Origin of the sequence: Propioniciclava sp., assembly GCF_029977985.1 — a bacterium.
Lineage (GTDB): Bacteria > Actinomycetota > Actinomycetes > Propionibacteriales > Propionibacteriaceae > Propioniciclava.
In genome coordinates, this window is the sequence record NZ_JARKOT010000285.1 from 1 (window position 1) to 25,598 (window position 25,598).

The following is a 25,598-nucleotide window of genomic DNA, read 5'->3' on the forward strand; positions in this document are numbered from 1 at the left end:
GTCACGTTGCCCGCCCCGTCCGGTGCGGTTCCGGGCTCATCCCCGCGTGGGCGGGGAGGTCCTCGGGATCACCCTGTACGACGGACAGGGCAAGGGCTCATCCCCGCGTGGGCGGGGAGGTCGAACAGGCGGACGCAGCAGAAGACGGGGAGGAGGGCTCATCCCCGCGTGGGCGGGGAGGTCCGCCACTGCGACATCTGCGGGCGTCCGTCCGCGGGCTCATCCCCGCGTGGGCGGGGAGGTCCCCGACGGCAGCGACCCCAGCACCGGGGTGGGGGGCTCATCCCCGCGTGGGCGGGGAGGTCACTGGCTGACTAGGGCAAGGGCCAGCGTGGCGAACGTTACTGCATCACTTTGATGCGTGTCGACGTCGGCTGGCCTGGCTCCAGCCCGCTCGCATCGTGGGCACTTTCTCCGGGGCTGAGGGCCGACGGATCAGGGTGAGTCCGTCGAGGTCGACCGGCTCCCAATCGTGACGGTGGACGCGAAAGTCGAGCCCTTGGTCACCGCGACGGCTGAAGACCATGAGTGCGCGACCGTCCTTGCTCATCTCGACGATGCGCCCCCACATCTGGTCGCGCACGCGGGCCGACACCTTGCCACAAAACACTCCAGGGCTGATCTCGAGCAACCACCTAGTCAAATGGCCTCGCAGGCCGGCCGGGCAGGCCGTGAGCACCACGACTACCATGGCGGATCCTCGTAGTTCTGCCCGGCGGCCACCCTGTTGCGTGTGTCCCACAGCTCGACCACGTCGACTTCGTAGTCTCGATCGGTATCCCCGTCGGAACCCAGCAACTGGTGGACGTCCTGCGTGCATCGAACCAGTAGACCGGCGTCGTGCATGGCGTCCCGCATGGCCCGACGAACGTCCGCTCCGATGTCGTCCCTGCCTTTCGCCGCGACTCCGAACGCGACCGGAACCGCGATCTCGACTTTGTACAGGTCGGCGACGTCGTACACGAAGGAGCGATCGTGACCCGTGTGGATGAAGCCGAGACCCGGCGCACAACCCAGCGCTACAACCACCGCGTGCACCAGACCATAGAGACATGCGGTCGCTGCGCTCAGCGCCATGTTCAACTCGTCTCCGCCCTCGAAATCGTCGGGTCGGTAAGACCGCGACTTCCACTCAACGCCGTATTCGTCCGCGGCCTCGCGGTACGCCTTGCGCACGCGCGCGCCTTCGCGTCCTCGCAACTGCTGCATCGTGAAAGGCCCGATGTCGTCGTTCGGGAACCTCATCGCGTACATCGCCCGAGCAACGCGCAATCTACTCGACTGGTTCGACACCAGACGCGCCTGGGCCTCCAGCAACCGACTAGTGCGGGCAAGTGAGCGTCCGTGTGCGTAGTAGCGGACGCCGTGCTCGCCCATCCAGACCGTCGCCGCCCCGCTGTCGCCGAGCAACATCATCGCCTGGTGGCTGATCGTGGTGCCCGGCCCGAGCATCACAGAGGCGATCGTCGCGGCGGGAACGTGGATGACACCGCGTTCGTCCCGGACCGTGATGGCATTGCCGTCTCGATGGACGATCGCGTGCTCCAGATAGACAAATGTGATCCGGTCGACCACCCGCGACAGCTGGCCGACGGTCGCCGGTGGCGTCCCCGGGATGGGCTTCATGGCACGCGGGCGAGGGTCAGCAGACCACAGCCGTACCCCTTCGCCGCGCCGACGCCGCTCACCAGCGTGTCACGCAAAGCGTCCGGGTCGCGCACTTCCAACAACCCGTCGAACAGGGCGGTGGCAAGCGTGACCGTGCGGCTCGCGTCGCCGTGTGCGCGCCGGAACCGCAGCAGCTGTTGGTCGCTGACCCGGATGTTGGGTGCGCCATCCGCCCCCGCTGAAATGTTGAAGCCGAGGCGCTCCGAGCGATCCACCAGCCACCCGATCTGCTCGCCGGGGCGCTGCAGGGGGACGCGCTTCCCCCGTCTTCCGGGGGCATCCCGCACGCTGACGACCGGGTTGGCGCGCAACCGAAACACCCAGCGTTGCCCGGCCTCCACGGAGTTCAGCAACCGGGTGTAGTCGGCGGTTCTCCAGACGGGCTGAGCAGTCCATCCCGCTTGGTCGACCATCGCCTCCAAGGAGGGCTCGACGGGGCTCACGATATAGAGATCCAGTCGATGCGGTTCCGGAGTCTCGAGCCGCCACAGGACCCGGTCCGCGTCCGTGCTGCCCGGCACGAAGGCGGACAGGACGGCCGCGTGCATGTGTTGCGGCGAGGCGACGAGTTCTTTCGTGGAGCGCCGCTGGGGGTTCAGCGGCATGTGGGTCAGATACATCAGGATTCCTCCACGGCGGCAAGCCAATCGACACCAGCCATCGACGGACGCCGGTCGTCCGCATTCTCCTTCGAGACTGGCGCCAGCTGGGCGACCTCCCGCCACCCGTACTCGCGGCGCACCGGGTCGTAACTGATCGGAACGTCCCGGCGCGTCTCGACTGGAACGTCTCCGCCTGGCAGGGCGTCCACGTAGAGGTCCAGCGATGCCGGATCGCCCACGGTTCGGCGGTGCCAGCGGGCAGCCAGCCAGGCGTGCTCGCGCAGAGCCAACACGAGGTCGTCCTCGGTGGTCCCCAGCACGAGTTGCCCGGTCACCGGGCACGAGCGCCTCCCTAGGTACAGGGGGAAGCGGGGATCCTCCAAGCGTTCAGCCAGTGCTGTTATGAGAGGACGCTCCCCCTCGAGCCCGGCCAGGAAGACTGCGTCAGAGACGTAGTAGCGATAGGACAGCGGCAAGGACTTGTTCGTATCCCAGTTTCTCGCGGTCTGGAAGTCGCGCTGCAATTGACCGGGCTGGTCCACCCGGACGCCGAACCGCAGCCCCGCCAGATCCTCGATCGGGTCGGTTCTGCGACGCCCGTCGGCCGCGGCCAGCAACCCCAGCACCCCACTCTTGGTGGGAATCATGCGGGTGTCGCGCCGCGTGAAGCGGCTGTTGTCTCCCCAGGCCTGCATCGGCCCCGCGAGACGGAGCAGCAGGACGGTCATCCCGCCTCCGAGATCGATGAGCGCACCTGTGCGCCCACGGCGTCCACGAGGGCGTCCAAGGTGGTTTTCTCGCCCAGCTCGCTCAGCGCTTCGGATCGCGCCCCCACGCCGACGACCCACGACGCGGCGGGCGTCCCACCGAAGGATTCCTCCACGTCCTTGGCGTAGGACGCCAGCGCGCGGCAGGATGCCACCACGTGGCCGCCGTCGCCGGTGACCGCATCCTCGAACGCTCCGACGAGATTGACGGGCCGTCCGTCGCGGACCATGACGACGACCGCGTCGGGCAGGGTTCCGTTCGCGAACGTGTTCTGCTTGCCAGTGGGCATGCTGCTGATGAAGGACCGCGTGAAGGCTTCCACGGCCCGCGCCGTCGCCTCGCTGTCGCCCAAGTTGGCTTGGAGCGAAGGCACGTTGATGGTCGCGTACCGGTAGAGGGTGGCCGAGTTGAACTCGATCGTGCCGATCATGCCGGCCCCGGTCTCGTCGCCGGGGGCCTCGTCGTCCACGGCCGTGTAGTAGTCGAACTCGGTCGTGACGGCATGGGTGCTGATGGCATGGGCGACCTGGCAGGCGGCGTCCACGTTCATGTCGGCGTCATTGGCGACCATGCGGCCGAACAGCGCAACGTCGATGCTGTGCTTCTCGTCGAAGGCTGCCTTGGCTGCGCGGGCGTCGGGGCCCGCTTCCCCGGCTTCGACCGCCAGGGCCGCGAGACGGTCGAGCTGCTGGTTGCTGAAGAACACCAAGTACTCGGTCTGCTCGGCGTCGGACTCCTTGGCGTTGCGCTTCGGCTTCAGGTTGAACCCGATCTTCTTGAGGGTGGCGGTGGCCATGGCCGCGGCCGTGGCGGGGTCCACCTCGGGAACCAGCGTTTCGATCCGGGCCGTGAGCAATTCGAGGGCTCGCTTGGTCCGGACGCCGAGCTGGTCGCGGTTCAGGTGAGACGTGAAGTCGCGACGGATGGCGCGCTTCCACGCCTGGCTGCTCACTCGGGCTCGTCGCACCCCGCCGTAGACGGCGGTCTTGGGGCTGCCGGTGTCATCCCTGTTCAGGTTGCTGGGTGGAACGGTCTGGAGGATGTGGTAGTCGATGTGCAGGGTCATGGCGTCTCCTTGGTTGTGGTCTTGGGTGTGGTGTGCAGATCTCGCCCCCAGCGGGTGAGGACGAAGGCATGGTTGGCTCGGGGGTCGTCGAGCCGGGTGAGATCGACGGCCAGCAGCCCGTAGTCGACGCCGATGATCGGGTCTTCTCCCCGCATCAAGGTGATCAGGCCCTGCAGATGGTGCAGACGCGCCTCCCAGTTCTGAGCCAGGGACACCTGGTGGAAGCGCTGCACCACAGACGAATCCGGTTCCCCGTCGGCCCCCCGGGCGCGTGCGAGCTGACGCACGGCGCTGCCCAGGCGGACGTCGCGGCGGTGGGCAGGCTCGGAACGGTGGCTCTGTTGGTGGATCGCGTAGAGCACCATAGTCGCGTGCACCGCGCGCTCGGCCCGGGTGGGGGAGTCGGCCCGGAGGTCGGTCAACTGCTCGGGGAGGTCGGCCACGGTGAGGGACCAAACGCGCGGGTCCGCGCCCACCTCCGTGGGATCGCACCGCCGCAGCCTGGCCAAGGCCGCGGCGGCTGCCGATTGGTCGGACAGGAATGCCGCTTGTAGTTGTTCGACGCGGGCGCGCACTGCGTCCCGCAACGCGTCCATGCGCCTGGGGGGCCGTACGTCATTCATGCGATCTCCTTCGTCGCTTGTCGAGCCGGTAGGGGCAGCGCCTTGGCGAGGGCGGCGCGGAACCAGATGTCCGCGATGCCCGCATCGACGAGCCGGGGGGCGTCCGATCCGGACTGGGTCACCGTGCGCCCCACCCACGCCGCCGGTCCGGCGTCGCGGATCAGTCGGTCGCCGGCGTCGGTGAGGATGCGCCGGGCCTCCGACCACCACGCGGCCTGGGTGGCCTCCACGTCGGCCGGGTCCACGAGATCACGCAACCACCGGCGGTATGGGAGGTCGAGCAGGGCGTACCCCTGTTCGTAGGTGTCGTGGCGCGGCGCCTCGCCGTCGCCGCCCTTGGCACGATCCAGGTTGCTGGCGAGGTTGGCCAGCGCCTTTACCCCCTCGGATGCCGCCTCAGCGGCCACCACCGCCGCCTGGGCGAGGACGGGGTTGGTGAACGCCACGACGGCCCCGGCGAGGCGGTCATCGATGGCTCCGGTGATCACCGAGTTCTGGGGGCCATACTCGAAGCCCACGACGTGCAGGTCGACGGTTCGATCCTCGGCGAGGATGCCTTCCTCGCTGAGCAGCGCCAGCCATTCGAGGGCCCGTGGTTTGATGGCGCGCGCCCCTCCTTCGGATGCCACGAGGATCGAGCCCAGCCCCTGCCAGATGCGACGCGACGCCTGATGCAGGACGGGCATTACCACCTCGTGGCCACCCTTGGACTGGTTCTTGCTGTATCGCCACGCTGTCATGGGTTCGTGCCGATCCGCGTTCTGAGGACCCAGCTTGTCGCCGTTGGACACCTGCGCGTCCGTCACCCGCGCACCGTGGGTGAACAACCGGAGGCGTCTCGACGGCCACGTGAACAGGTCCGCGGGGCCGTGTGGCTCGGGATGCGTCTCATCCACGCCCGGGCCGACAGGCGCCCGATCCCACAGCGGCAGATCCTCCGGCCCGCTGTAGGCCAAGGGCAGGTTGAAGAGCAACGTCTCGAAGAGGGTGTCTGCCTCGGCCACCACCAGCCCGAGGTTGCCGGCCCAGGCCGGGTAGCCAAAGGGGTACCCTCTTCCGCCCTTCACCCGATCGTCACCGACCGCTCCCGACTTGATGCCGGACGGGTCGAAGGCCATGCAGTGCACCAGCCAGCGAGCCGCCTCGGCCAAGGAGAGGGAGGTCACTTCCTCGCGGGTGCGCGTGGTGAAGTACGGTTCGCCGTCGGGCACCTCGGCGATCAGTTTCCCCAATCCTGAAGCCTTGCCGCTGGCGGTCGTGAGGCCGGCGACCTGATAGAAGGGGGCGTCGGCGTCCAGCAGGTCGAAGCGGGAGTGCACGCCAGTGAGGTAGTCCAGCACCCCGTCCGGAAACCTGCCCGCCTCCCACCACGACGCCCACAGGTCGATGTTCTCCTGCTCGTTGCGCTCGTGATTGGGCCGAACCGAGCCGAGAAGGATCGCCAGCAACAGACGCAGTAGGGCGGCGTCCTGGGTGGGGATCTCGCCGGCGAGGGCTTTGATCACAGAGGCATTGGCGAGCGCCTCGCGGATCGACATCAGCTGTATCTCGGAGTCGTGACGGCGAACCCTGATCCACGGCTCGTCGATGAGGTTGAAGGTGGGCGGTGTCATGGGTGCTCCTCGCGGGTGACGGTAAGGCCCTCATGCGGGTCGTAATGCAAGTGGAAACGGTCGACAACGGCGTCCGAGCCGGCATCGAAGACGACGGCGAGCTGACCTTTGACCCACGGGGAGTGCTGCCAACCCGAGTAGTCGAGTGTCGTCTCGAGTGCCGCGATCACCCGGTCAATGGCGCCGGGGTGGCACATCATCAGGGGCAGCGGCAAGGTGCAGGCGGCCATGGCGCGGGCGAGCCCGTCGTCGAGCCCCGCGGTCAGCTGGGTGGGCACGAGGGCCCCGGCGTGGCGGCTCAGCCGTGGCGACAGGCGAATGTCGCCCTCGGCGTCCGCGAAGAGGGCGATGACTTCGAGACCATCCTCCGAATCACGCACCTGGGAGCGTCCTTGCGCCTCGCTGGCGTCCGGGTCGGACACCTCGAGATCGATCCAGCCATCGAGGTCGCGCTTGGCGAACGGGGTGGCGAGCAGGTAGCTCGAGGCGCGCTTCTTCTTCTCTTCGTCCACGGTGAACGCGTGTTGCTCGGCCGCAGCCCAGGCGTCTTCCCAGCCTGCCGGTACGCTGAGGTCCGGGTCGTAGGCGAGGCGGACCAGTCCTGGGATGTCGGCGGGGAGGTTCACATGCTCGTGGGTGCTGAGCAGCGCGGCTGCCCGCAACAGCGGCGCGGCGCCGTAGATCGCTCGGGCTCCCGGCGTGGCTGTAATGGGTGTGTCGTCCCAGTCCTCGACCCCGCGCAGGTGGAGCGCGGGTGAGGAGAGCTTGGCGAGCCGAGGACGCAAGTGGCGGTGGAGGCGCCCCAAGCGCTGCAGCACGAGATCGACGGGGGCGAGGTCAGTGACCATGACGTCGAAGTCGATGTCCAGCGACTGCTCCAGAACTTGGGTGCCGACCACGATGAGCCGGTGCGGACGCTCCCCGTCGGGGCCGAGGCGAGCCATGAGAGACCCCTCGCGCGCCAACCTGTCCGGCGCGAGGTAGCGGCTGTGCACCAGTTCAACGTCCCCGGCGAACCTGTGCTGGAGCACGCGGTACATCTCCTGGGCACGCCCGACGGTGTTGCACAAGACGCCGGCGCAGCCCCCGTCGTCCAACAGCCCGGCCAACAGGTCGCAGGTGGCCTCCGGGGCGTCGGCCAAACGGTGGAGGGTGACGCGTGTCGCGGCCGTTTCGGGTGGGATAGCCGGCAGCGTCGTCGCTGAGGGGTGAACGGTGATGCGGGGATAGGTGTCGAGCCGGTCGGTCGAGGGGCGGACCTTGTCGCCGCGGCCCAACGCGTAGGACTGGAGGAAGGCGTCCCGATGCTCGGGCGGCAGGGTCGCGGACATGAGGATGACCGGCACACGGTAGGAGCCCAACCACTCAAGCAGGCGGCGGAGGTAGTGCCGCATGTAGGAGTCGGCGGCATGCACCTCGTCGATGATGACTACCTTGCCGGCCAGAGCCACGTGTCGCAGCACGAGGTGTTTCGCCTTCAGGGCGCCGAACAGGCTTTGGTCGATCGTGCCGACTACGAAGCTGGCGAGGCCGGAGCGTTTGCGTCCGTGGAGCCAGCTGTTGACGATCGCGCGCGCTTCTTTCGTTCCCTCCTCGTCGTAGACCGAACCCCGCCACGAAGACCTCACCAGCCCCGCGAAGGTATCGTTCAGGGCCGCCTTTCCGTGGGTCAGGCTGACGCTGGCGTCGTGGTCACCGATGGCATTGCGCAGCCAGCCCAGGACGCGCTCGAACATGGGGTTGGCGGTCGCCATCGTGGGGAGTCCGAAGAAGACTCCACCCTGACCGAAGCGTGCTACCAGGATCTCGGCGGCCAACAAGGCAGCCTCGGTCTTGCCGACGCCCATGGGCGCTTCGAGAAGGAACAGACCAGGCTCGTCGACCGCGAAAGCCGCGTTGATGAGAGCCTGTTGCACGACACGTGCGTCGCCCTTCAGGGCGGGAAATCGTTCGTGGAGGAGCAGGGTTGCGTCCGCACCCGGCACCTTGGGCGTCCACGGCTCGGGCAAGGCGAGTTTCGCCGTGGCGGAGGCGACGCGTTCGTCGGTGGCGTGGTCGTCAAGATAGGGGAAGAGATCTTGGTTGGATGCCATCCAGTCGGCCATGATCACGATGCCGGTGAGGAGCGTCTGGGCCTGCAACGGCAGGGGGCGCTGCGCCCAGCCGGCGATGTAGGCATCAGCGCCTGTCCGCGTGGTCATGCCGGCGAGGACTTCGTCACGCACGGCGTCCCACGCGCCCGCCCCGAGGTTCTGGGGGGTGTTCGTAGCGCGGTCCATGGTGGGCTTCGAGGGGTTGCGACCGTGGTGCCCCCCGGCAATGCAGGCGTAGGTGGTGGCCGTCCGTCTCGTCGCTGCGTGACGAGTCTGCAGCCACTCGCGCAGAATGAGCTGGCCGAGCACCGGGTGGCCGAACGGCTTCCCAAGCGGAGGATCGGTCGACAGCCCGTGGTCAGCCATGGCCCCCACGATGGACGGCATGATCGCCCGAATCTGGCTGGTGAACTCCCTTGTCAACTTGCCGATGTCATGGAGTCCCGCGAGCCAGCACACCAGCGTGCGCACCTCGTCGGAGGATGCGTCGAGCAGCGTGGAGAGCAGTTCCTTCGTGGAGCGGGGAAGAAAGTGGTCGTAGAGGTAGCCGGCCATTGCGGCCGCGTCCTCCAGGTGCTGCACCACGGGCAACCAGAGTTGGTCGTCAGGGTCGGTCTTTCCCCAGACCGACCGAGCAGCGCTTGACCAAATCAACTCTCGCACTCTTCCTGGAGGCCGTCGAAATGAAGAATAGGGCGGTGGTGGTCACCAGCGGCGTGCCCAGGGGGCGTGTCCTCTGCTTGCGCGCCACTCCGGGGCGGACGCGCGGATTGCCGCCAGCGAGGCATCCGACGATTCATCCTGTGACGCGGATGTGGCCCTTTCGGGCGACTTCGAGCGGATGGAGATTGAGATCTCTGGCCGCGAGAGCGGAGAGTTCCGGAGGGTGAGGCAGTCATCCCTCCGGAGGCGCATCGAAGCCCGCGGCCGCCACCGCTGAGGCAGGGAATTCGCCCACGACACCCAGCACCAGCCCGTGGTCGTGGCCCCGATCGCAGACATAGCACACGCGAGCCATGGTCACCCCTACTGGGTGCGGTGTGGCTACCCGGCCCTTGATCGTCTTGTCTTGGTCATCTCTTCTCCTCTCGCCCGGTGTTGGTTTTGGCGTTGACGCGCCTTTGGTCGGCCTGTGGGGGTGCAGTTGTGACCCTACTGGTTTCTCGTTAACAAGTTCCGATGTGCTGGGAGGTGGGGAATCGAGGCTCCAGCGAGGATGCGAGGTGCTGCGCAGACTCGCTCGCCAAGTGGGCGTCCTCGTTGACGAGCCGGGATCCCCGCACGGGCGGGGAGGGCGCTGTCACGCTCGTAAACAAGGGCTCATCCCCGCTCGGCGGGGCTGCGGGGCGCTAGGTTGGGTGAGTCTAGTCGCTACCGCTGCATGTCGACGAACCTGGACAACGCCCCCTGGAACGCCACGGGCAGGGTGGTGGTGGCACCGTTGCGGTGCTTGGCGATGATGAAGTCAGCCTCGCCCTGGCGGGGGGACTCGCGATCGTAGGCGTCCTCACGGTGGAGGAGGATGACGACGTCGGCGTCCTGCTCCAGCGAACCTGACTCGCGCAGGTCAGAAAGCATCGGCCGCTTGTCGGTGCGGGATTCGGGGCCACGGTTCAGCTGGCTCAGCGCCACCACCGGCACCTCCAACTCCTTGGCCAACAGCTTGATCTGCCGGCTGAACTCGGACACCTCCAACTGGCGGCTCTCCACCTTCTTGCCCGACGTCATGAGCTGCATGTAGTCGATGACGATCAGCTTCAGATCGTGCTTCTGCTTCAGCCGCCGTGCCTTCGCCCGGATCTCCATCATCGTCAGGTTGGGGGAGTCGTCGATGAACAGGGGCGCCCGCGAGATCTGCGCCGTCTTGGCCGCGATGCGGCTCCAGTACTCCTCGCTCATCTCGCCCTTGCGAATGTGGTTCAGCGGCACCCCCGACTCCGCCGCCATCAGGCGCATCACGATCTCCGACTTCGTCATCTCCAGGCTGAAGAAGACGCTGGTCAGGTTGTGCTTGATGGACGCCGCCCGCGCGAAATCCAGCCCCAACGTCGACTTGCCCATGCCGGGACGCGCCGCGATGATCACCATCTGCCCGGCGTGCAGGCCATTGGTCAACTGGTCGAGGTCGATGAACCCCGTCGGGACGCCCGCCATCACCCCGTGCTGCGCCAGCGACTCGATCTCGTCGAGCGTGATCTCCACGAGCTCGCTCAGCGGCTGGTAGTCCTCCGCCGCGCGGTTCTCCGCCACCTCGTAGATCGCCTGCTGCGCGGCGTCCACGATGTCCGTCACCTCGCCGTGCGCGGCGTACCCCATCTGCGAGATCTTCAGGCTCGCATCCACCAGCCGGCGCAGGATCGCCTTGTCGCGCACGATCTCCGCGTAATAGGTGGCGTTCGCCGTCACCGACACCGCCGACACCAGCTCGTGCAGGTAGATGTGCCCGCCGATCTGCTGCAGGTGACCCCCGCGGCTCAGGTTGTCGGCCACCGTGATGGCGTCCACGGGCTCGCCGCGGCCGTACTGGTCCATCACCGCATCGAAGATCAGCTCGTGCGCGAGCCGATAGAAGTCGCGCCCCCTGAGCACCTCGGTGACCTCGCCGATCGCATCCTTGCTCAGCAGCATCGCGCCCAGCACCGACTGCTCGGCAGCCAAGTCCTGCGGCGGCGTCCGGTCGCCCGCAAAGCCCCCGTGGTCGTACGGGGCCGCACTCGACCCGGACCACGAACCCTGCAGGTTGTCGACCGACACTCCCACTCCCTCCGCCACGGTTCACGACCCTACGAGCCGGCTCCGACACTTTCCCTTCGGCACCCACCACGGCGGCGTGGAGGGGGTGTCCACCGACGAGCCGATCAGGCGACCGTAGACCTCCGGGTCGGTCTCGCCAAGCCCGGTGAGGCGACCCAGGTGTGGACAACCTGTGGATGCCTGTGGAGGCACGCGGACGCCCCTGTGTACGACACGCCGTCGTTGTGGGGGATTGAAAACTGATCCTCTCGTAGATCGAGCTCTCACTAGGGGAAACGACGTGCACCGGCTGTGAGTTCGCGAGAACGTCGCCCCCGGTTCACTCTGCGACCCGGGGGGTTGACTCCCCCCGCCGGCGACGTGCTACAGGGCCAGCTTCCCCAAGTTGTCCACAGGCCAGGGGCGCTAGCATGAGGGAGCAGCCCAACGTCGCCCCGGTTGAATACCGATACCCCTATTAGGTATACTGAGGGGTAGGAGAAGATCATGACACACACCCTCGCCGCCACCGAAGACTCGATGCCGCACGCCGCCGCTCACGGCGAAACCTGCGGCTCCGAAGCCGGCCACCACCATGGCTACATCACCGCGAAGGACAGCTACCTGCGCCGCCTGCGCCGCATCGAGGGCCAGGCCCGCGGCCTGCAGCGCATGGTGGACGAAGAGAAGTACTGCATCGACATCCTCACCCAGATCTCGGCCATGACGAAGGCCCTCGAATCCGTCGCGCTCGAACTGCTCGACGACCACATGCTCCACTGCGTCCTCGCCGCCGCCCGGTCGGGCGACGACGCCGAGGCGCAGCAGAAGATCAAGGAGGCGTCCGAGGCGATCCGCCGCCTCGTGCGCAGCTGACCGCCAGACCCGAAGGAGAAGAACGACATGGTTGACCTCACCATCAAGGACGCCGGCGCCACCGGCGGCGGCTGTGGGTGCGGGGGTTGCGGCTGCGGCGGCGACACCCAGTCCACGCCCGCCCAGGAGCCTCAGGCCGATTCCGGGAGTGAGGCGGCGGCGTCCTGCTCCTGTGGTCCGGACTGCACCTGCGGCTGCCAGGAGGGCAAGCCGTGCACGTGCGGGAGTGAGGCGGCGGCGTCCTGCTCGTGTGGTCCGGACTGCACCTGCGGCTGCCAGGAGGGCAAGCCGTGTACCTGCGGCGACCCCGAGGGCGCCGACCCGGCCCCCTCGAGCGGCGGTCTTGTGGCCAATTACACGGTCACCGGCATGACGTGCGGCCACTGCGTCAAGGCCATCACCGAGGAGGTGTCGGCCATCGAGGGCGTCGACGACGTGACCGTCGACCTCGAGACCGGCAACCTCGCCGTCACCTCCGACCGACCGATCGACTTCGACCGCATCGTCGAGGCCGTCGCGGAGGCGGGCGACTACACCGTCTCCTGACCCTGCGACGCCGCCCTCACGGGCGACCCGGGCCCCCGGGGAACGACCCCGGGGGTGTCCGGCACAACTGAACAGACCCTCCAGCCAGGAGACCTGCGTCCCGCGCCCGAGCGCCCACGCATGCCTCCTCCCATTCAAGGAGAACCTCCCGTGTCCACCGACACCGACCTCACCCCCGACACCCGCGAAGCCGTCGAACTCGACATCACCGGCATGACCTGCGCCTCCTGCGCGGCCCGCATCGAGAAGAAACTCAACAAGCTCGACGGCGTCACCGCCAGCGTCAACTACGCAACCGAACGCGCCAAGGTGCTCGTGCCGGCGGCCGTTCCGGTCGAACGCCTCATCCAGGTGGTCCGCGACACCGGCTACGACGCCGCCCTGCCCGACCCCACCGCCGACGAACCCGACCGCGCCGCCGACCTCAAGCGCGACCTCATCCTCGCCGTGGCTCTCACCGTGCCCGTCATCGCCCTCGCGATGATCCCGGCGCTGCAGTTCCCCGGCTGGACGTGGGTCTCCTGGGCGCTGGCCACCCCCGTCTACCTGTGGTGCGGGCGCCGGTTCCACCGCTCCACGCTCGTCAACGCCCGCCATGGCGCCACCACGATGGACACCCTCATCACCCTCGGCACCACCGCGGCCTACCTCTACTCGGTGTGGGCGCTCTTCTTCACCCACGCTGGCGACCTGCACTACATGCACCCCTTTGAGTTCACCCTCGGCCGCTCGGATGGGGCGTCGGTCTACTTCGAGGCCGTCACCGGCATCACGACGTTCCTCCTCGCCGGGCGCTGGTTCGAGGCCCGCGCCCGCACGACGGCCTCGGACGCCCTCCGCGCGCTCCTCACGCTGGGGGCGTCCGAGGTGAGCGTCCTGCGGGACGGCACCGAGCGGCGCATCCCCATCGGCGAACTCGCGGTGGGGGAGCGGTTCGTCGTGCGGCCCGGTGAGAAGGTCGCCACGGACGGCCAAGTGGTCGAGGGCGACTCGGCCGTCGACGAGTCGATGGTCACCGGCGAATCGCTGCCGGTGGACAAGGGCGTCGGCGACCCGGTCATCGGGGCCACGCTCAACGCCAACGGCCGCCTCGTCGTGAAGGCCACGCGCGTGGGGTCTGACACCGAGCTGGCCCGCATGGCGCGGCTCGTCGAGGAGGCCCAGACCCGCAAGGCGCCGGTGCAGGCGGTCGTGGACCGCATCTCGGGCATCTTCGTGCCGATCGTGCTCGTGATCGCCCTGCTGACCCTGGTGGGCTGGCTGCTCGCGGGGGAGACGCTGCTGTTCGCCGAGACCGCCGCGGTGGCGGTGCTCATCATCGCCTGCCCGTGCGCCCTGGGCCTCGCGACACCGACCGCGCTCCTCGTGGGCACCGGGCGGGGGGCGAAGCTCGGCATCCTCATCGCCGGGCCCGACGTGCTCGAACGCGCCCGGCGCATCGAGGCCATCGTGCTCGACAAGACAGGTACGCTCACGCGCGGCGACCTGCGCGTGGTCGACGTTCACCCGGTGACCGGCGTCTCCGACGAGGAGGTGCTGCGTCTCGCCGCGGCCGCGGAGACGGCGTCCGAACACCCGATCGCGCGGGCCATCGTGGCGTCGGCGGCGGGGGCCGATCTGCCGGAGCCCACCATGTTCGCCAACGTGCCCGGGGAGGGCGTGCAGGCGAACGTGGCCGGCGAGGTCATCCGGGTCGTCCGGCCGGACGCGGTCGACCTGCCCGCCGGGCTGGCCGACGTGGTCGCCGAGGCGGAGTCGCTGGGGCAGACGGTGGTCATCGTGGCCCGAGAGGGCCGCGTGATCGGTGCGCTCGCCCTGGCGGACACGCTCAAGGAGCACTCGCGCCGGGCCGTCCGACGGTTCCGCGAACTGGGGCTCACCCCGGTTCTGCTCACCGGCGACAACGAACGTGCCGCCCAGGCCGTGGGCGCTGAGGTGGGCATCCACCGGGTCGTCGCGGGCGTGCGGCCGGAGGGCAAGGTGCGCGTCGTGCGCGACCTGCAGTCCGCGGGGACGACAGCCGCCATGGTGGGCGACGGGGTCAACGATGCCGCCGCACTGGCGGCATCCGACCTGGGCATCGCCATGGGCTCGGGCACGGACGCCGCCAAAGAGGCGGCCGGCATCACCTTGATGCGCGGCGACCTGATGCTGGCCGTGGACGCCATCCGGCTGTCGCGGGCCACCCTGCGCACGATCAACACCAACCTGTTCTGGGCGTTCGCCTACAACGTGGCTGCTATCCCCCTGGCGGCGTTCGGGATGCTCACGCCGATGATCGCCGGCGCGGCGATGGCGTTCAGCTCGGTGTTCGTGGTCGGCAACAGCCTGCGGCTGCGCACCTTCCGGGCGGAAGCCGCCTGAGCGAGCGGCCCGAGCGGGCGGGGGGCCGCACCGGGCGCCCCTTGACACCGCTTGGCAAGGGCGCGTTAGGCTCGCGACCGTGACGCTCGGCCGACCGCACCACGATCCTTCGCCGCTGTACGTCTCGAACCTCCACCCCGAGCTCGGCGAGACGGTCACGCTCCGCCTGCGCGTCCCGGCCGGCTACTCGCTGTCGCGGGTGTTCCTCCGCTTCCTCTGCGACGGTGAAGGAACGTCGTTGGAGGCGAGTCTGGTCTCGACAGCCTCGACCGGCGAGACGTGGTGGTCGATCGAGGTGCCGATGGTGAACGACACGCTGCAGTACCGCTGGTATGTCTTCGGGCCCCGCCACCCGCGCGGCGCGTGGGTGAACGGCACCGGGCTCCACGCGCGCGACGTGCCTGATCGGGCGGACTTCCGCATCACCACGTCCCGACCGCCCGCGTGGGTCGACGACGCGGTGGTCTACCAGATCTTCCCCGACCGCTTCGCCCGCTCCGCCGCCGCCGACGGCCGCGATCTTCCCGACTGGGCCCTCCCGTCAGCGTGGGATGAGCCGGTCCGCACCTACCGGCAGCGCCAGCACGACCAGATCTACGGCGGCGACCTCGAGGGCATCGCCGAGCACCTGGACCACATCGCCTCCCTCGGCGCCACTGTCCTCTACCTGACGCCCTTCTTCCCGGCCCGCTCGAACCACCGCTACGACGCGCGCACGTTCGACCACGTCGACCCGATCCTCGGTGGTGATGCTGGCCTCGCCACCCTCCTCGAAGCGGCCCACGCCCGCGGCATCCGGGTGCTGGGCGACTTCACGCCGAACCACACGGGCGCCACGCACGAGTGGTTCGCGACCGCGCAGGCCGACCCCGAGAGCCCCGAACGCGCCTTCTACACCTGGACCGACGACCCGCCCGGCTACGCCTGCTGGCTCGGCTTCGCGTCGCTGCCGAAGCTCGACCACCGGTCCGCCGAACTCACCGAGCGCCTCACGGGCCCCGACGGTGTCATCCGCCGCTGGCTGCGCGCGGGCCTCGACGGCTGGCGCATCGACGTCGCCAACATGACCGGACGCCTCGGCCCCCTCGACCTCAACCACGCCGTCGCCAGGCGCATCCGCGACGCGGTTGACGCCGAGGGCGTCCGGTGGGTCGTCGCCGAATCCTTCTGGGACCTGGCCCGCGACTTCGACTCCTTCACTTACCACGGCGCCATGAACTACGCCGCGTTCAGCCGCCCCGTGTGGGCGTGGCTGGAACGGCCCGGCTCCGACGAGGAGGACGCCCACTTCCAGGTCGCCGCCCTCTTGCCGCCCCTCGACGGGCCGGGCCTCGTCGACACCCTCACCGACTTCGCCGCCCAGGTGCCCTGGTCGGTGACCCTCTCGTCGTTCAACATCGTCGGCTCGCATGACTGCGGGCGCATCCGGTGGCGTGTCGGCGGCGACCGCGGCCGCGTCCTCGCCGCGCTCGGGCTCGCCTACACGATGCCCGGCGTGCCGATGCTCTACTACGGCGACGAGATCGGCGTCACCGGGGAGACCGGCGAGTACGGACGCCGCCCCTTCCCCTGGCACGCCCCCGGCACGTGGGACCTCGAACTGCTGGAGGCCGTCCGTCGCCTCGGCACGCTCCGCCACGCGTTCGCCGCGCTCCGCCACGGCGGCCTGCGGTGGGTGGGCGCCGTGCCGGACGCCGTCGCGTTCGTCCGCGAGGCGCCCGAGGGGTCGGTCCTCGTTCTGGTGGCCCGCGACGCCTCAGACCCCATCACTGTGGACGCCGCCTTCCTCCCCGGCGTCGAAGCCGGCCGCGCGGTGGAGGGCGACGGCATCAGCGTCGCCGGTGGCGCCGTCACCCTGGCGTCATCGGCGTCGGGGATCAGCCTCTGGGTCTGGTGAGGTGCGCGGGGGCTCAGGCTTCCGCGAACAGCGGCTGCGGCACCTGCGGGTGCCGGCGGGTGTGCCAGAGCAGGATCGCCGCACCGGCCAGGCCGGCGACCACGCCCACGGCGAGCCAGTTGGCAGGCCCCTCGCCCCAGCCGAGGCGCGAGGCGATGTCGGTGGCGACGTAGCTGCCGAAGTGGACGCCCACCGCCGGCGCGAGGTTGCGGAAGACCAGCACGAGCACGGCGGCGAGGAACGCCCAGCCGGTGGGGCCGACGAAGTAGGCGAACCGCTCCACGCCGGAGGCGCCTTGCGACCCGAGGTGCAGCACCCCGAAGGCGGCGGCACTGATGAACGCGACGAGCCACGGGTTGCGCTGCGGCAGCGTCTGCATGAGGTACCCGCGGAACAGCAGCTCTTCGCAGAAGCTGGCGTGCACGAGCGCACGGACGAACAGGTCGACCAGCGACAGGGCGATGCCCGCACCCCACACGCGGGGCTCGTAGACGTAGCCCGCTGCGTGGGTGAGGCCGATGGCGGCCAGGGCGAGCCCGGTGAGCAGCACGAAGCCCAGGAGGAAGGTGGGCAGCGTGCGCCGGTCGACGAACAGGCCGGCCTCGCGCATGGGCCGCCGGTCGATGTATTTCATGAACACCCACAGCAGAGCGAGGGTGCCGACCGGCATGAGCAGCGACGGGATCTCCCCGAGCCAGTCCTGCAGCGTGGGGTCGAGGGAGGCGGTCGTCATCTGCAGTACGAGCGCGACGGCCAGCGTCGGGATCATGCTCACGTGCATGGCGATCATGGTGAACAGCACACGCACCCACCAGGGGAAGCGGCGGGTGGTCGCGGTGGGGGAGGTGGTGGTCTCGTCGGTCGTTGACGTGGACATGGGGGGCCTCTCGCGGGGGTTACGGCGGCCGTCCGGACGCCGCTGGCACACATTCAAGCCCGTGCCGGAGCGCAGAGCCTCATGTACCGGGATGCGGACCTGTGATCGGATGCGCCGGGGCCGGCTGCCGGGGTTCAGGGAGCGGTGACGTGCCGGACGAGGGCCGTCACGGCGGCTCCACGGGCCCAGACGTCGCGGTTGTGCGTACGCACGGTGACGCGTAGTTCGGGTGCCTCGGTTTCCCGGGCCGACGCCATGCCCGCGCGGAACGCCTCGCGGTGGTTGGCGATCACGCCGGCCCGCTCGCCCAGCACCACGATCTGGCCCGGCACCAGGAACGCTGCGCCCGTGGCGGCGAGCGCGCCGGTGGCGAAGGCGAACTCCTCGGCGGCCCGCACCGCGCCGTCGTCGATCCCTGCTTCCACGGCGCCGGGGTCGGGGGCGGCTGACCCGTAGGACTGGGCCAGGACGAGCAGGCCCCGATCGGTGAGGCTCATGTTGGCGCGGCGCATGGTGCCGTCCGGCCAGAGGACGGGCAGGTGTCCGAGGAGGCCGATGCCGTGTTCCTCGGCGTCCTGCACCACACCCCGCACGACGGTGGCCCCGCCGACCCCGGCGCCCACGGTGAGGACCAGGAACGAGGCCGCCTCGCGCCCGACCCCGAACCAGGCCTCCGCCAACGCCACCGCGGCCACGTCGTTGGACAGCACGCAGGGCCGGCCCAGACGCTCCTCGAGGAGGTCGGCCAGCGGCACCCCGGCCCAGCGCAGGAACGGCGATCGGACCACCAGCCGGCCACCGCGCACGATCCCGCTCACCCCCACCCCGACGCCGACGACGTCGTCGAGGGGCAGGCGGCTGACGAGATCTGCGATCAGGTCGACCACCTCGTCGGGACCGCGTCCGGCGATGCGGGCGGTCACGTCATCGAGGACATGGGCGCGCAGGTCGGTGCGCACCACCCGCACATCCACGTCGGAGATCGACACCCCGAGCACGCAGTCGGGCGGGAGGACGGCGTCCACGACGTGTTGGGGTCGTCCGGTGGTGTTGGCCTGCACGGTGGTGGCCGCCACGTAGCCCCGCTCTTCGAGGGGCTGGGTGAGCCGGGTGATGCTGCCGGCGCTGAGACTCATGCGCTGGGCCAGTTCGCGACGCTTCATGGGCCCGTGTTGGAGGAGCACCAGGAGCAGGCGGCGGTGCGCTTCGCCCAAGCCCTCCAGTTGCATGCCTGTAGTTTGCCGCAACCGCTTGACGCCATGTTTGTTCTGGATCAGAATAAACGCATGTCGGCCACTGTGGTCCGCCTCGTCAATGGCGGCGTCTCTCTCGTACTCACCTCACGCGACCACCATCTCCCCGTCGTCTCGCACTGGGGCACGGTGCTCGCCCCCGACGACGACCTCACCGACGTGCTCACGCCCCAGTTCGTCTCCGACCAGACCGAACGCCTCATCGAGTGCTCCTTGGTGCCCGAGGAAGCGCGCGGCTGGCTCGGCACCCCGGGCCTGGCCGGGCACCGCTCCGGCCGGTCGTCCACGCACGCCTTCACCGTCACGGGCGTCGACGCGGACGACCACCGGGCCACGTTCCACGCCTCGGACGCGGGCCTCGACCTCACGCTCACCGTCGGCCTCACCGCCGAGGGCGTGGTCGAGCTGAGCGCCGAACTCACCAACACCGGCGACGACCCATTCACCCTCGACAGTCTCACCCCAGCCCTGCGCGTCCCGCTGCGTGCCCGCGAACTGCTGGACTTCACCGGCCGCCACCTGCGCGAGCGCTCCCCCCAACGGCACCCGTTCGCCGTGGGCACGGTGCGCCGCGACAGCCGCCGCGGGCGCACGGGGCTGCAGTCGACCACGCTCATGATCGCCGGCGAGCCGGGGTTCGGCTTCCAGGAGGGGCGCACCTGGGGCCTCCACGTGGCCTGGTCGGGCAACCACACGCACCTCGCCGAGCGTGCCCACGGCGGCGAGCAGATCCTGGCCGGCGGTGAGTGCCTCCTGCCCGGCGAGGTCGTGCTCGCGCCGGGGGAGTCCTACCGGACGCCCGCCCTGCTCTACTCCTTCGGCGTCGGCCTCGACGAACTCAGCGCGCGCTACCACGCCTGGCTGCGCCGCCAGCACGAGGCGCGCAGGCCGGCCGGGCGGCGTCCACGCCCCATCACCCTCAACACGTGGGAGGCCGTCTACTTCGCGCACGACCTCGACAACCTCGTCGAGCTGGCCGAGGTGGCGGCCAAGGTCGGCGTCGAGCGGTTCGTGCTCGACGACGGGTGGTTCGGGTCACGCCGCGACGACACCGCCGGCCTCGGCGACTGGGAGGTCTCCGCCGACGTCTGGCCGGGCGGACTGGAGCCCCTTGCGGACGCCGTCCGCGGGCTCGGCATGGAGTTCGGCCTCTGGGTCGAGCCCGAGATGATCAACCTCGATTCCGACCTCGCCCGCGCGCACCCCGAGTGGATCCTCGGACCGCCCGGTCGCCTCCCGCTGCGGGTGCGGAACCAGCACGTGCTCAACCTGGCCCACCCGGACGCCTATGCCCACATCGCCTCACGCCTGAGCGACCTCGTCGCGCGGCTCGGGATCAGCTACCTCAAGTGGGACCACAACCGCGACCTCATCGAAGCCGCCGGCCCGCAGGGGGAACGTCTCGTCCACGCGCAGACGCTGGCTTACTACCGCCTGCTCGACGAGCTGCACGAGCGGTTCGGAGACCTCGAGATCGAGTCCTGCGCGTCGGGCGGTGGCCGCATCGACCTCGGTGTCCTCACGCGCACCGACCGGGTGTGGGCGTCCGACTGCAACGACCCGCTGGAGCGCCAGGAGATCCAGCGGTGGACCGGGCTGCTGCTGCCGCCGGAGTTCATCGGCGCCCACGTCGGGCCGGCCCGCGCCCACACCACGGGGCGCACCCACAGCCTCACCTTCCGAGCCGGGACGGCCGTCTTCGGCCACTTCGGCATCGAGTGGGATCTGCGCTCGGCCAACGCGGGTCAGCTCGAACGGCTCACCGCCTGGGTGGCCCGGGCCAAGGAGCTCCGCGGCCTGCTCGCGACCGGCCGCACCGTCCGGACGGCCGACCGGGACGGCACCCGCGTCCACGGGGTCGTCGGCGACGACCGGGCGGTGTTCGCCGTCGTGCAGCTCGCGAGCTCGCCCACCTACCCCACCGGCCCCGTCACCTTCCCCGGGCTCGATCCGGACGCCAGATGGCGCGTCACGCTCGACGAGCTCACCCCCGCCCCGGACCTGGTCTGGGCGGCCGAGCCCCGCGTCCTCAGCGGACGCGCGCTCGCCGAGGCCGGCCTGGCCGCGCCCACCCTGTACCCCGAACACCTCGCGATCATCCACCTCGAAAGGAGCGAGTCATGAACGGTCATCTGAGCCGCCGGACGTTATTGTCCGGGCTCACCGCGGCGGCGCTGTTGGCGCCCCTGGCTGCCTGCAGCCGCCCCGGCACGGACGCCGGAAGCACCGAGTTCTTCCAGTTCAAGTCCGAAGCCATCTCCCTGTTCAACGAGATCTGTGCGACGTACAACGCCCAGCACGGCACCAACATCGTGCAGAACTTCCAGGCCGACAACGTCACCGCGCTGCGCGTGCGGCTGGTCAAGGGCAGCATCCCGCCGCTCATCACGATCAACGGCGACTACAACTACGGCTCGCTGGCCCGCTCGGGCGTCTTCCACGACTTCGCCCCCAGCGGTCTGCTCGACCCCGTGAACCCGTCGATCGCCCAGATCCTGCCCACCCTCGGCGTCGGTGCCGAGGGCGAGGTGAACGGCCTGCCCTTCGCCAACAACGGCTCCGGCATGATCTACAACCGCGAGATCTTCGACCAGTACAACCTCGAGCCCCCGCGGACGTGGGACGACCTCATCGCCATCGCCGACGAGCTCTCCGGCCAGGGCGTCGACCCGTTCTACTGGGGGTTCCGCGACAACTGGACGGGCGCGCCCATGTTCAGCTCCATCTCGGGCAACTTCCTCGACGGCCAGGTCGCGGCCTGGTACGAGCGCCGGCGCGTCCAGGAGACCTCGTTCGAGGAGCTCATGCCGGTGCTCGACAAGATGCATCAGATCGCCCAGTACGGCAACAGCAACAAGTACGAGATCGGCTACAACGACGGCAACCAGGGCTTCGCGCAGGGACGCGCGGCCATGTACGTCCACGGCACGTATGCGATCCCGGCGATCCGCTCCTACAACCCCGACATCCAGATCGGCACCTTCGCCACCCCGCCCGACTCCGGCGAAGCCTGGGTCGTCTCGGGCGTGGATGTCGCGCTGACCTGCGGGACCCAACCCGTCGACGGCGCCATCGACTTCTTCTCCTACCTGATGGAGGAGCAGAACATGGCCGCCTACTGCGACCAGCAGGTCGCTTTCCCGACCCGCGAGGGCATGACGAACGACGACCCGGCGCTGGAGGGGCTCATGCCGTACTTCACCGGGCAGCGGCTCACGACGTACAGCGACCACAACTTCCCCCAGGGCGTGAACCTCAACAACTACATGCAGCAGTTCCTCATCAACGGGGACGCCGCCGCCTTCGTCCGCACGCTCGACACCCAGTACGACCGGGTCATCGGGCGCATCAACTCGACCATGTGAGGACTTCGATGCAGACCAACTCTCCCGGGCGCATCGACAGCGCCTACGTGTGGATGATCGTCCCTGCGGCGGTTCTCTTCACGGCCATGCTCACCGTCCCGTTCCTGACGGGCGTCTTCTACACGTTCACCAACTACCAGGGCTACGGCGACTGGCGGTTCGTGGGCCTGCAGAACTACCTCAACCTGTTCCGCGACGACGTCATCTGGGGTTCGTACGGGTTCACGTTCCTGTACGCGATCACGGCGACGATCCTCATCAATCTCATCGCCCTCTCGATCGCGCTGCTGCTCAACAGCAAGATCAAGGGACAGACCTTCTTCCGCGGACTGTTCTTCCTGCCGAACATCCTGCCTGTGCTGATCGTGGCGTACATCTTCCAGTACCTGTTCACCAACAACCTGCCGGCCATCGGCGAGGCGTTGGGCTGGGAGTGGCTCTCGACGTCGCTGCTCGCCAACGAGAACACGGCCTGGATGGTCATCGTGTTCGTGGGCGTGTGGCAGGCGGTCGCGTTCAACACGATCATCTACCTGGCCGGCCTGCAGACCGTGCCCGAGGAGGTCTACGAGGCGGCGTCCATCGACGGCGCCAACCGCTGGCAGCAGTTCCTCAAGATGACGTTCCCGCTCATCATGCCCTTCTTCACGATCAACATGGTGCTGTCCTTCAAAGGCGCTCTCGGGGTTTTCGACCAGGTGGTGGCGCTCACCAACGGCGGCCCCGGCACGGCGACCCAGTCGATCTCGTTCCTGATCTTCCGCAACGGCTTCCAGGGTGGCGAGTACGCGTACCAGACCGCGAACGGCGTCATCTACTTCCTGCTGGTGATCGCGCTGTCGTTCGCCCAGTTCCGCCTCTTCTCCTCCAAGGACGACGCATGATCCGCCAACGCTCCACCCTCAACTGGGGTCTGACGGCGCTCGCCGCCGTGCTGTCCCTCACGATCCTCGTTCCGCTCTACTTCGCCCTCGTGACGGCGCTGAAGACGCCGGCCGAGCTGGCCGAATCCGGCTTCGGGCTGCCGGCCACCTGGCACTGGGAGAACTTCGCCACCGCGTGGACGCTCACCGACTTCCCCTCGCGCATCATGACGTCGGCGATCATCACCGTCGGCGCCGTCGTGCTCACGCTGGTGACGAACTCGATGGTCGCCTACGCGATCGCCCGCAACATGCACCGGCGCTGGGTGCGGTGGCTGTTCTACTACATCTTCGCCGCGATGTTCGTGCCCTTCCCCATCATCATGCTGCCGGTCGTGCGTCAGACCGCCATGCTCGGCATCGACAACGAGGCGGGCCTGATCCTGCTGTACACGGTGTACGGCCTGGCCTTCAACCTGCTGCTCTACACGAGCTTCATCCGGGCGATCCCGCTGGAGATCGAGGAGTCGGCGTCCGTCGACGGCGCCAGCCGGTGGGGCATCTTCTGGAAGATCGTGTTCCCGCTCCTGAGCCCGATGAACGCGACGGTCGGCATCCTCACCTGCCTGTGGGCGTGGAACGACTTCCTGTTGCCCCTGGTGATCCTCACCGACCCGGGGACGCAGACGCTGCCCCTCGCGCAGTACGTGTTCCAGGGCCAGTTCAACGTGAACTACCCGGTCGCGTTCGCGTCGTACCTCATGGCGATCGCCCCGCTCGTGCTGGTCTATGTGTTCGCCCAGCGGTGGGTCATCTCCGGCGTCATGCGGGGGTCGCAGCGCTGAGGCGCCGATCCCTGGCCACGCGATGACGGGCCCGTGCGCACGCCCCGGTGGTGTGTGCGCACGGGCCCGTCGTCGTCATCACGACCGGCCGGAACCGCGCCGATCGGCGCGTGCGGTCGGACGCGGTCAGACTTCGAGAAGCACCTTGATCTCGCGGCGCTCGTCCATGGCCTGGTAGGCCTGCGCGGCATCGTCGAGTGGGATCCGCTGGGTGAACACCTTGCCGGGCTCGATCTCGTCGGCCTGGATGCGCCGGATGAGGTCGGGCAGGAAGCGCCGGACGGGCGCCGGGCCGCCTTCCAGGTGGACCTCTCGGAAGAACAGGTCGCCCCCGTCGATGGTCTGGTCGTGGGAGACGCCGACGAAGCCGACGTAGCCGCCGGGGCGGACCGACGCGAGCGCCTGATCCATGGATTCCTGGGTGCCGACGGCCTCGCAGACGCCGTGCGCGCCGTAGCCGTTCGTCAGTTCCTTGACCTTGGCGGCCCCCTCGTCGCCCCGTTTGGCGATGATGACGTCCGCGCCGAACTCGCGGGCCAACGCCGCCCGGGACTCGTGGCGGGAGAAGGCGATGACGCGCTCCGCGCCGAGCGCCTTCGCGGCGAGCACGGCGCACAGGCCGACGGCGCCGTCGCCGACGACCGCGATGGTCTTGCCGGGGCCGGCGTGCGCGGCGACCGCGGCGTACCAGCCCGTGCCGAGCACATCGGAGGCGGCGAGGTAGTCGGCGAGCTTGTCCGGGTCGCTGGGCTCACCGCCGGGCACCTTCACCAGCGAGCCGTCCGCGAGTTCGACCCGCATGTACTCCGCCTGGCTGCCGGTGTAGCGGCCGGCGTTGGCGCAGCGCGACTGGTACCCCGCCTCGCAGATCTCGCACGTGTTGTCCGAGAGCATGAACGACCCGATGACGAAGTCACCCAGCTCCAGGGTGGACACCTCCTCGCCCTTCTCGACGACCGTGCCGACGTACTCGTGGCCCATGAACTGGTGGTCGACCGGCTGCAGGCCGCGGTAGGGCCACAGGTCGGAGCCGCACACGCACGCTGCGGCGAGCTTGAGGACGACGTCGGTGGGCTTGACGACCCGGGGCACCTCAATGGTCTCGACGGTGACGTCGCCCGGCTTGTTCATGACGACGGCCCGCATCGTGGCGGGGATGGTGGTGTCAACGGTCATGATCGGTCCTTCGCTGGAACGGGTCGTGGCGGAGCGGCCCACAGAAGGGCGACCACCACGGCGTGATGTCTGCGACTATACGCGCGGGGTGGCGCTGACCGCGGCCGGGTCGTGGGTAAGTTGGGCTCGTGGAGGACGACAGCTGGCCCGGCGAGCTTGACGACTGGGCGGACGACGAACCACGCGAGCGACGCCCGTTGTGGCCGCGGATGCTCGCGGTGGTCGTGGTCGTGGCGCTGCTGATGTCGATGACGGGCTGGCTGCTGTTCAGCTCCGGGCTGCTGCCGATGTGACCTGCGCCACGTCGCCATCGACGTAGCCCCAGCGCCGCTCCAGCGTTGGGTGGGGTCGAGGCGCACGGACGCCGGCC

Annotated in this window: 21 protein-coding genes and 1 CRISPR repeat array; of the genes, 9 read left to right on the forward strand and 12 right to left on the reverse strand. The window is 69.1% G+C overall.

Going from position 1 to position 25,598, the window contains the following annotated elements:
- The first annotated feature begins 32 nt into the window (after positions 1-32).
- A CRISPR array of direct repeats spans positions 33-305; the repeat unit is 29 nt; unit sequence GGGCTCATCCCCGCGTGGGCGGGGAGGTC.
- A gap of 44 nt (positions 306-349) precedes the next feature.
- From cas2e to dnaB, 9 genes are all read right to left on the reverse strand, one after another.
- Entirely contained in the window at positions 350-691 is a 342-nt protein-coding gene (gene cas2e / locus Q1K57_RS15095; protein ID WP_300084129.1) for a type I-E CRISPR-associated endoribonuclease Cas2e, read from the reverse strand.
- Complete coding sequence (cas1e, locus tag Q1K57_RS15100) at positions 685-1,626, reverse strand: type I-E CRISPR-associated endonuclease Cas1e (RefSeq protein ID WP_300084130.1); 942 nt, start codon at positions 1,624-1,626, stop codon at positions 685-687. Before cas1e ends, cas2e begins: the two co-directional genes overlap by 7 nt.
- The gene (gene cas6e, locus Q1K57_RS15105; protein WP_300084132.1) at positions 1,623-2,288 is read right to left on the reverse strand and encodes a type I-E CRISPR-associated protein Cas6/Cse3/CasE; all 666 of its coding nucleotides are present in this window, start codon (positions 2,286-2,288) and stop codon (positions 1,623-1,625) included. Before cas6e ends, cas1e begins: the two co-directional genes overlap by 4 nt.
- A complete protein-coding gene (gene cas5e, locus Q1K57_RS15110) occupies positions 2,288-2,998 on the reverse strand; it encodes a type I-E CRISPR-associated protein Cas5/CasD (protein ID WP_300084134.1) in 711 nt (236 codons plus the stop codon). The genes cas6e and cas5e overlap by 1 nt, the downstream gene beginning before the upstream one ends.
- Complete coding sequence (cas7e, locus tag Q1K57_RS15115; protein ID WP_300084136.1) at positions 2,995-4,104, reverse strand: type I-E CRISPR-associated protein Cas7/Cse4/CasC; 1,110 nt, start codon at positions 4,102-4,104, stop codon at positions 2,995-2,997. Before cas7e ends, cas5e begins: the two co-directional genes overlap by 4 nt.
- Positions 4,101-4,727, reverse strand: coding sequence for a type I-E CRISPR-associated protein Cse2/CasB (gene casB, locus Q1K57_RS15120; protein ID WP_300084139.1), 627 nt, complete (start codon positions 4,725-4,727; stop codon positions 4,101-4,103). The genes cas7e and casB overlap by 4 nt, the downstream gene beginning before the upstream one ends.
- Positions 4,724-6,340, reverse strand: a complete 1,617-nt coding sequence (casA, locus tag Q1K57_RS15125; protein WP_300084141.1) for a type I-E CRISPR-associated protein Cse1/CasA — start codon at positions 6,338-6,340, stop codon at positions 4,724-4,726. Before casA ends, casB begins: the two co-directional genes overlap by 4 nt.
- Positions 6,337-9,096 carry a CRISPR-associated helicase Cas3' gene (cas3, locus tag Q1K57_RS15130; protein ID WP_300084143.1) on the reverse strand — a complete coding sequence of 920 codons (2,760 nt, stop codon included), beginning with the start codon at positions 9,094-9,096 and terminating at the stop codon, positions 6,337-6,339. Before cas3 ends, casA begins: the two co-directional genes overlap by 4 nt.
- Before the next feature lie 708 nt (positions 9,097-9,804).
- On the reverse strand, positions 9,805-11,172 hold the full coding sequence (dnaB, locus tag Q1K57_RS15135; protein WP_300084163.1) for a replicative DNA helicase: 1,368 nt from the start codon (positions 11,170-11,172) through the stop codon (positions 9,805-9,807).
- Positions 11,173-11,706: 534 nt separating this feature from the next.
- Between dnaB and Q1K57_RS15140 the strand changes: the two genes are divergently transcribed.
- From Q1K57_RS15140 to Q1K57_RS15155, 4 genes are all read left to right on the forward strand, one after another.
- Entirely contained in the window at positions 11,707-12,042 is a 336-nt protein-coding gene (locus Q1K57_RS15140) for a metal-sensitive transcriptional regulator (protein ID WP_300084165.1), read from the forward strand.
- Positions 12,043-12,069: 27 nt separating this feature from the next.
- On the forward strand, positions 12,070-12,588 hold the full coding sequence (locus Q1K57_RS15145) for a heavy-metal-associated domain-containing protein (RefSeq protein ID WP_300084145.1): 519 nt from the start codon (positions 12,070-12,072) through the stop codon (positions 12,586-12,588).
- A 150-nt stretch (positions 12,589-12,738) separates the two neighbouring features.
- Positions 12,739-14,952 (forward strand): heavy metal translocating P-type ATPase, encoded by a 2,214-nt coding sequence (locus Q1K57_RS15150; protein ID WP_300084147.1) that lies wholly within the window; start codon positions 12,739-12,741, stop codon positions 14,950-14,952.
- 79 nt (positions 14,953-15,031) lie between these two features.
- The gene (locus tag Q1K57_RS15155; RefSeq protein WP_300084149.1) at positions 15,032-16,849 is read left to right on the forward strand and encodes a glycoside hydrolase family 13 protein; all 1,818 of its coding nucleotides are present in this window, start codon (positions 15,032-15,034) and stop codon (positions 16,847-16,849) included.
- 13 nt (positions 16,850-16,862) lie between these two features.
- Here Q1K57_RS15155 and Q1K57_RS15160 read toward each other — a convergent pair whose 3' ends face one another.
- Both Q1K57_RS15160 and Q1K57_RS15165 read right to left on the reverse strand, forming a co-directional pair.
- On the reverse strand, positions 16,863-17,726 hold the full coding sequence (locus tag Q1K57_RS15160) for a type II CAAX endopeptidase family protein (protein WP_300084151.1): 864 nt from the start codon (positions 17,724-17,726) through the stop codon (positions 16,863-16,865).
- A 134-nt stretch (positions 17,727-17,860) separates the two neighbouring features.
- Positions 17,861-18,955 (reverse strand): ROK family transcriptional regulator, encoded by a 1,095-nt coding sequence (locus tag Q1K57_RS15165; protein WP_300084152.1) that lies wholly within the window; start codon positions 18,953-18,955, stop codon positions 17,861-17,863.
- Positions 18,956-19,012: 57 nt separating this feature from the next.
- Here Q1K57_RS15165 and Q1K57_RS15170 point away from each other — a divergent pair, with 57 nt between their 5' ends.
- From Q1K57_RS15170 to Q1K57_RS15185, 4 genes are read left to right on the forward strand one after another with little or no spacing between them, the layout of a single operon-like run.
- On the forward strand, positions 19,013-21,103 hold the full coding sequence (locus Q1K57_RS15170; RefSeq protein ID WP_300084153.1) for an alpha-galactosidase: 2,091 nt from the start codon (positions 19,013-19,015) through the stop codon (positions 21,101-21,103).
- Complete coding sequence (locus tag Q1K57_RS15175) at positions 21,100-22,344, forward strand: extracellular solute-binding protein (RefSeq protein WP_300084155.1); 1,245 nt, start codon at positions 21,100-21,102, stop codon at positions 22,342-22,344. The genes Q1K57_RS15170 and Q1K57_RS15175 overlap by 4 nt, the downstream gene beginning before the upstream one ends.
- Before the next feature lie 8 nt (positions 22,345-22,352).
- Positions 22,353-23,228: a sugar ABC transporter permease gene (locus Q1K57_RS15180; RefSeq protein ID WP_300084157.1), complete on the forward strand. Its 876-nt coding sequence runs from the start codon at positions 22,353-22,355 to the stop codon at positions 23,226-23,228.
- A complete protein-coding gene (locus Q1K57_RS15185) occupies positions 23,225-24,052 on the forward strand; it encodes a carbohydrate ABC transporter permease (RefSeq protein ID WP_300084159.1) in 828 nt (275 codons plus the stop codon). Before Q1K57_RS15180 ends, Q1K57_RS15185 begins: the two co-directional genes overlap by 4 nt.
- A 126-nt stretch (positions 24,053-24,178) precedes the next feature.
- Here the strand turns inward: Q1K57_RS15185 and Q1K57_RS15190 are convergent, their stop codons facing one another.
- Positions 24,179-25,198 (reverse strand): zinc-binding dehydrogenase, encoded by a 1,020-nt coding sequence (locus tag Q1K57_RS15190; RefSeq protein ID WP_300084167.1) that lies wholly within the window; start codon positions 25,196-25,198, stop codon positions 24,179-24,181.
- A 158-nt stretch (positions 25,199-25,356) separates the two neighbouring features.
- On the opposite strand from Q1K57_RS15190, the gene Q1K57_RS15195 reads away from it, so the two are divergent.
- Positions 25,357-25,521 (forward strand): hypothetical protein, encoded by a 165-nt coding sequence (locus tag Q1K57_RS15195; protein WP_300084161.1) that lies wholly within the window; start codon positions 25,357-25,359, stop codon positions 25,519-25,521.
- The last annotated feature ends 77 nt before the right edge of the window (positions 25,522-25,598 follow it).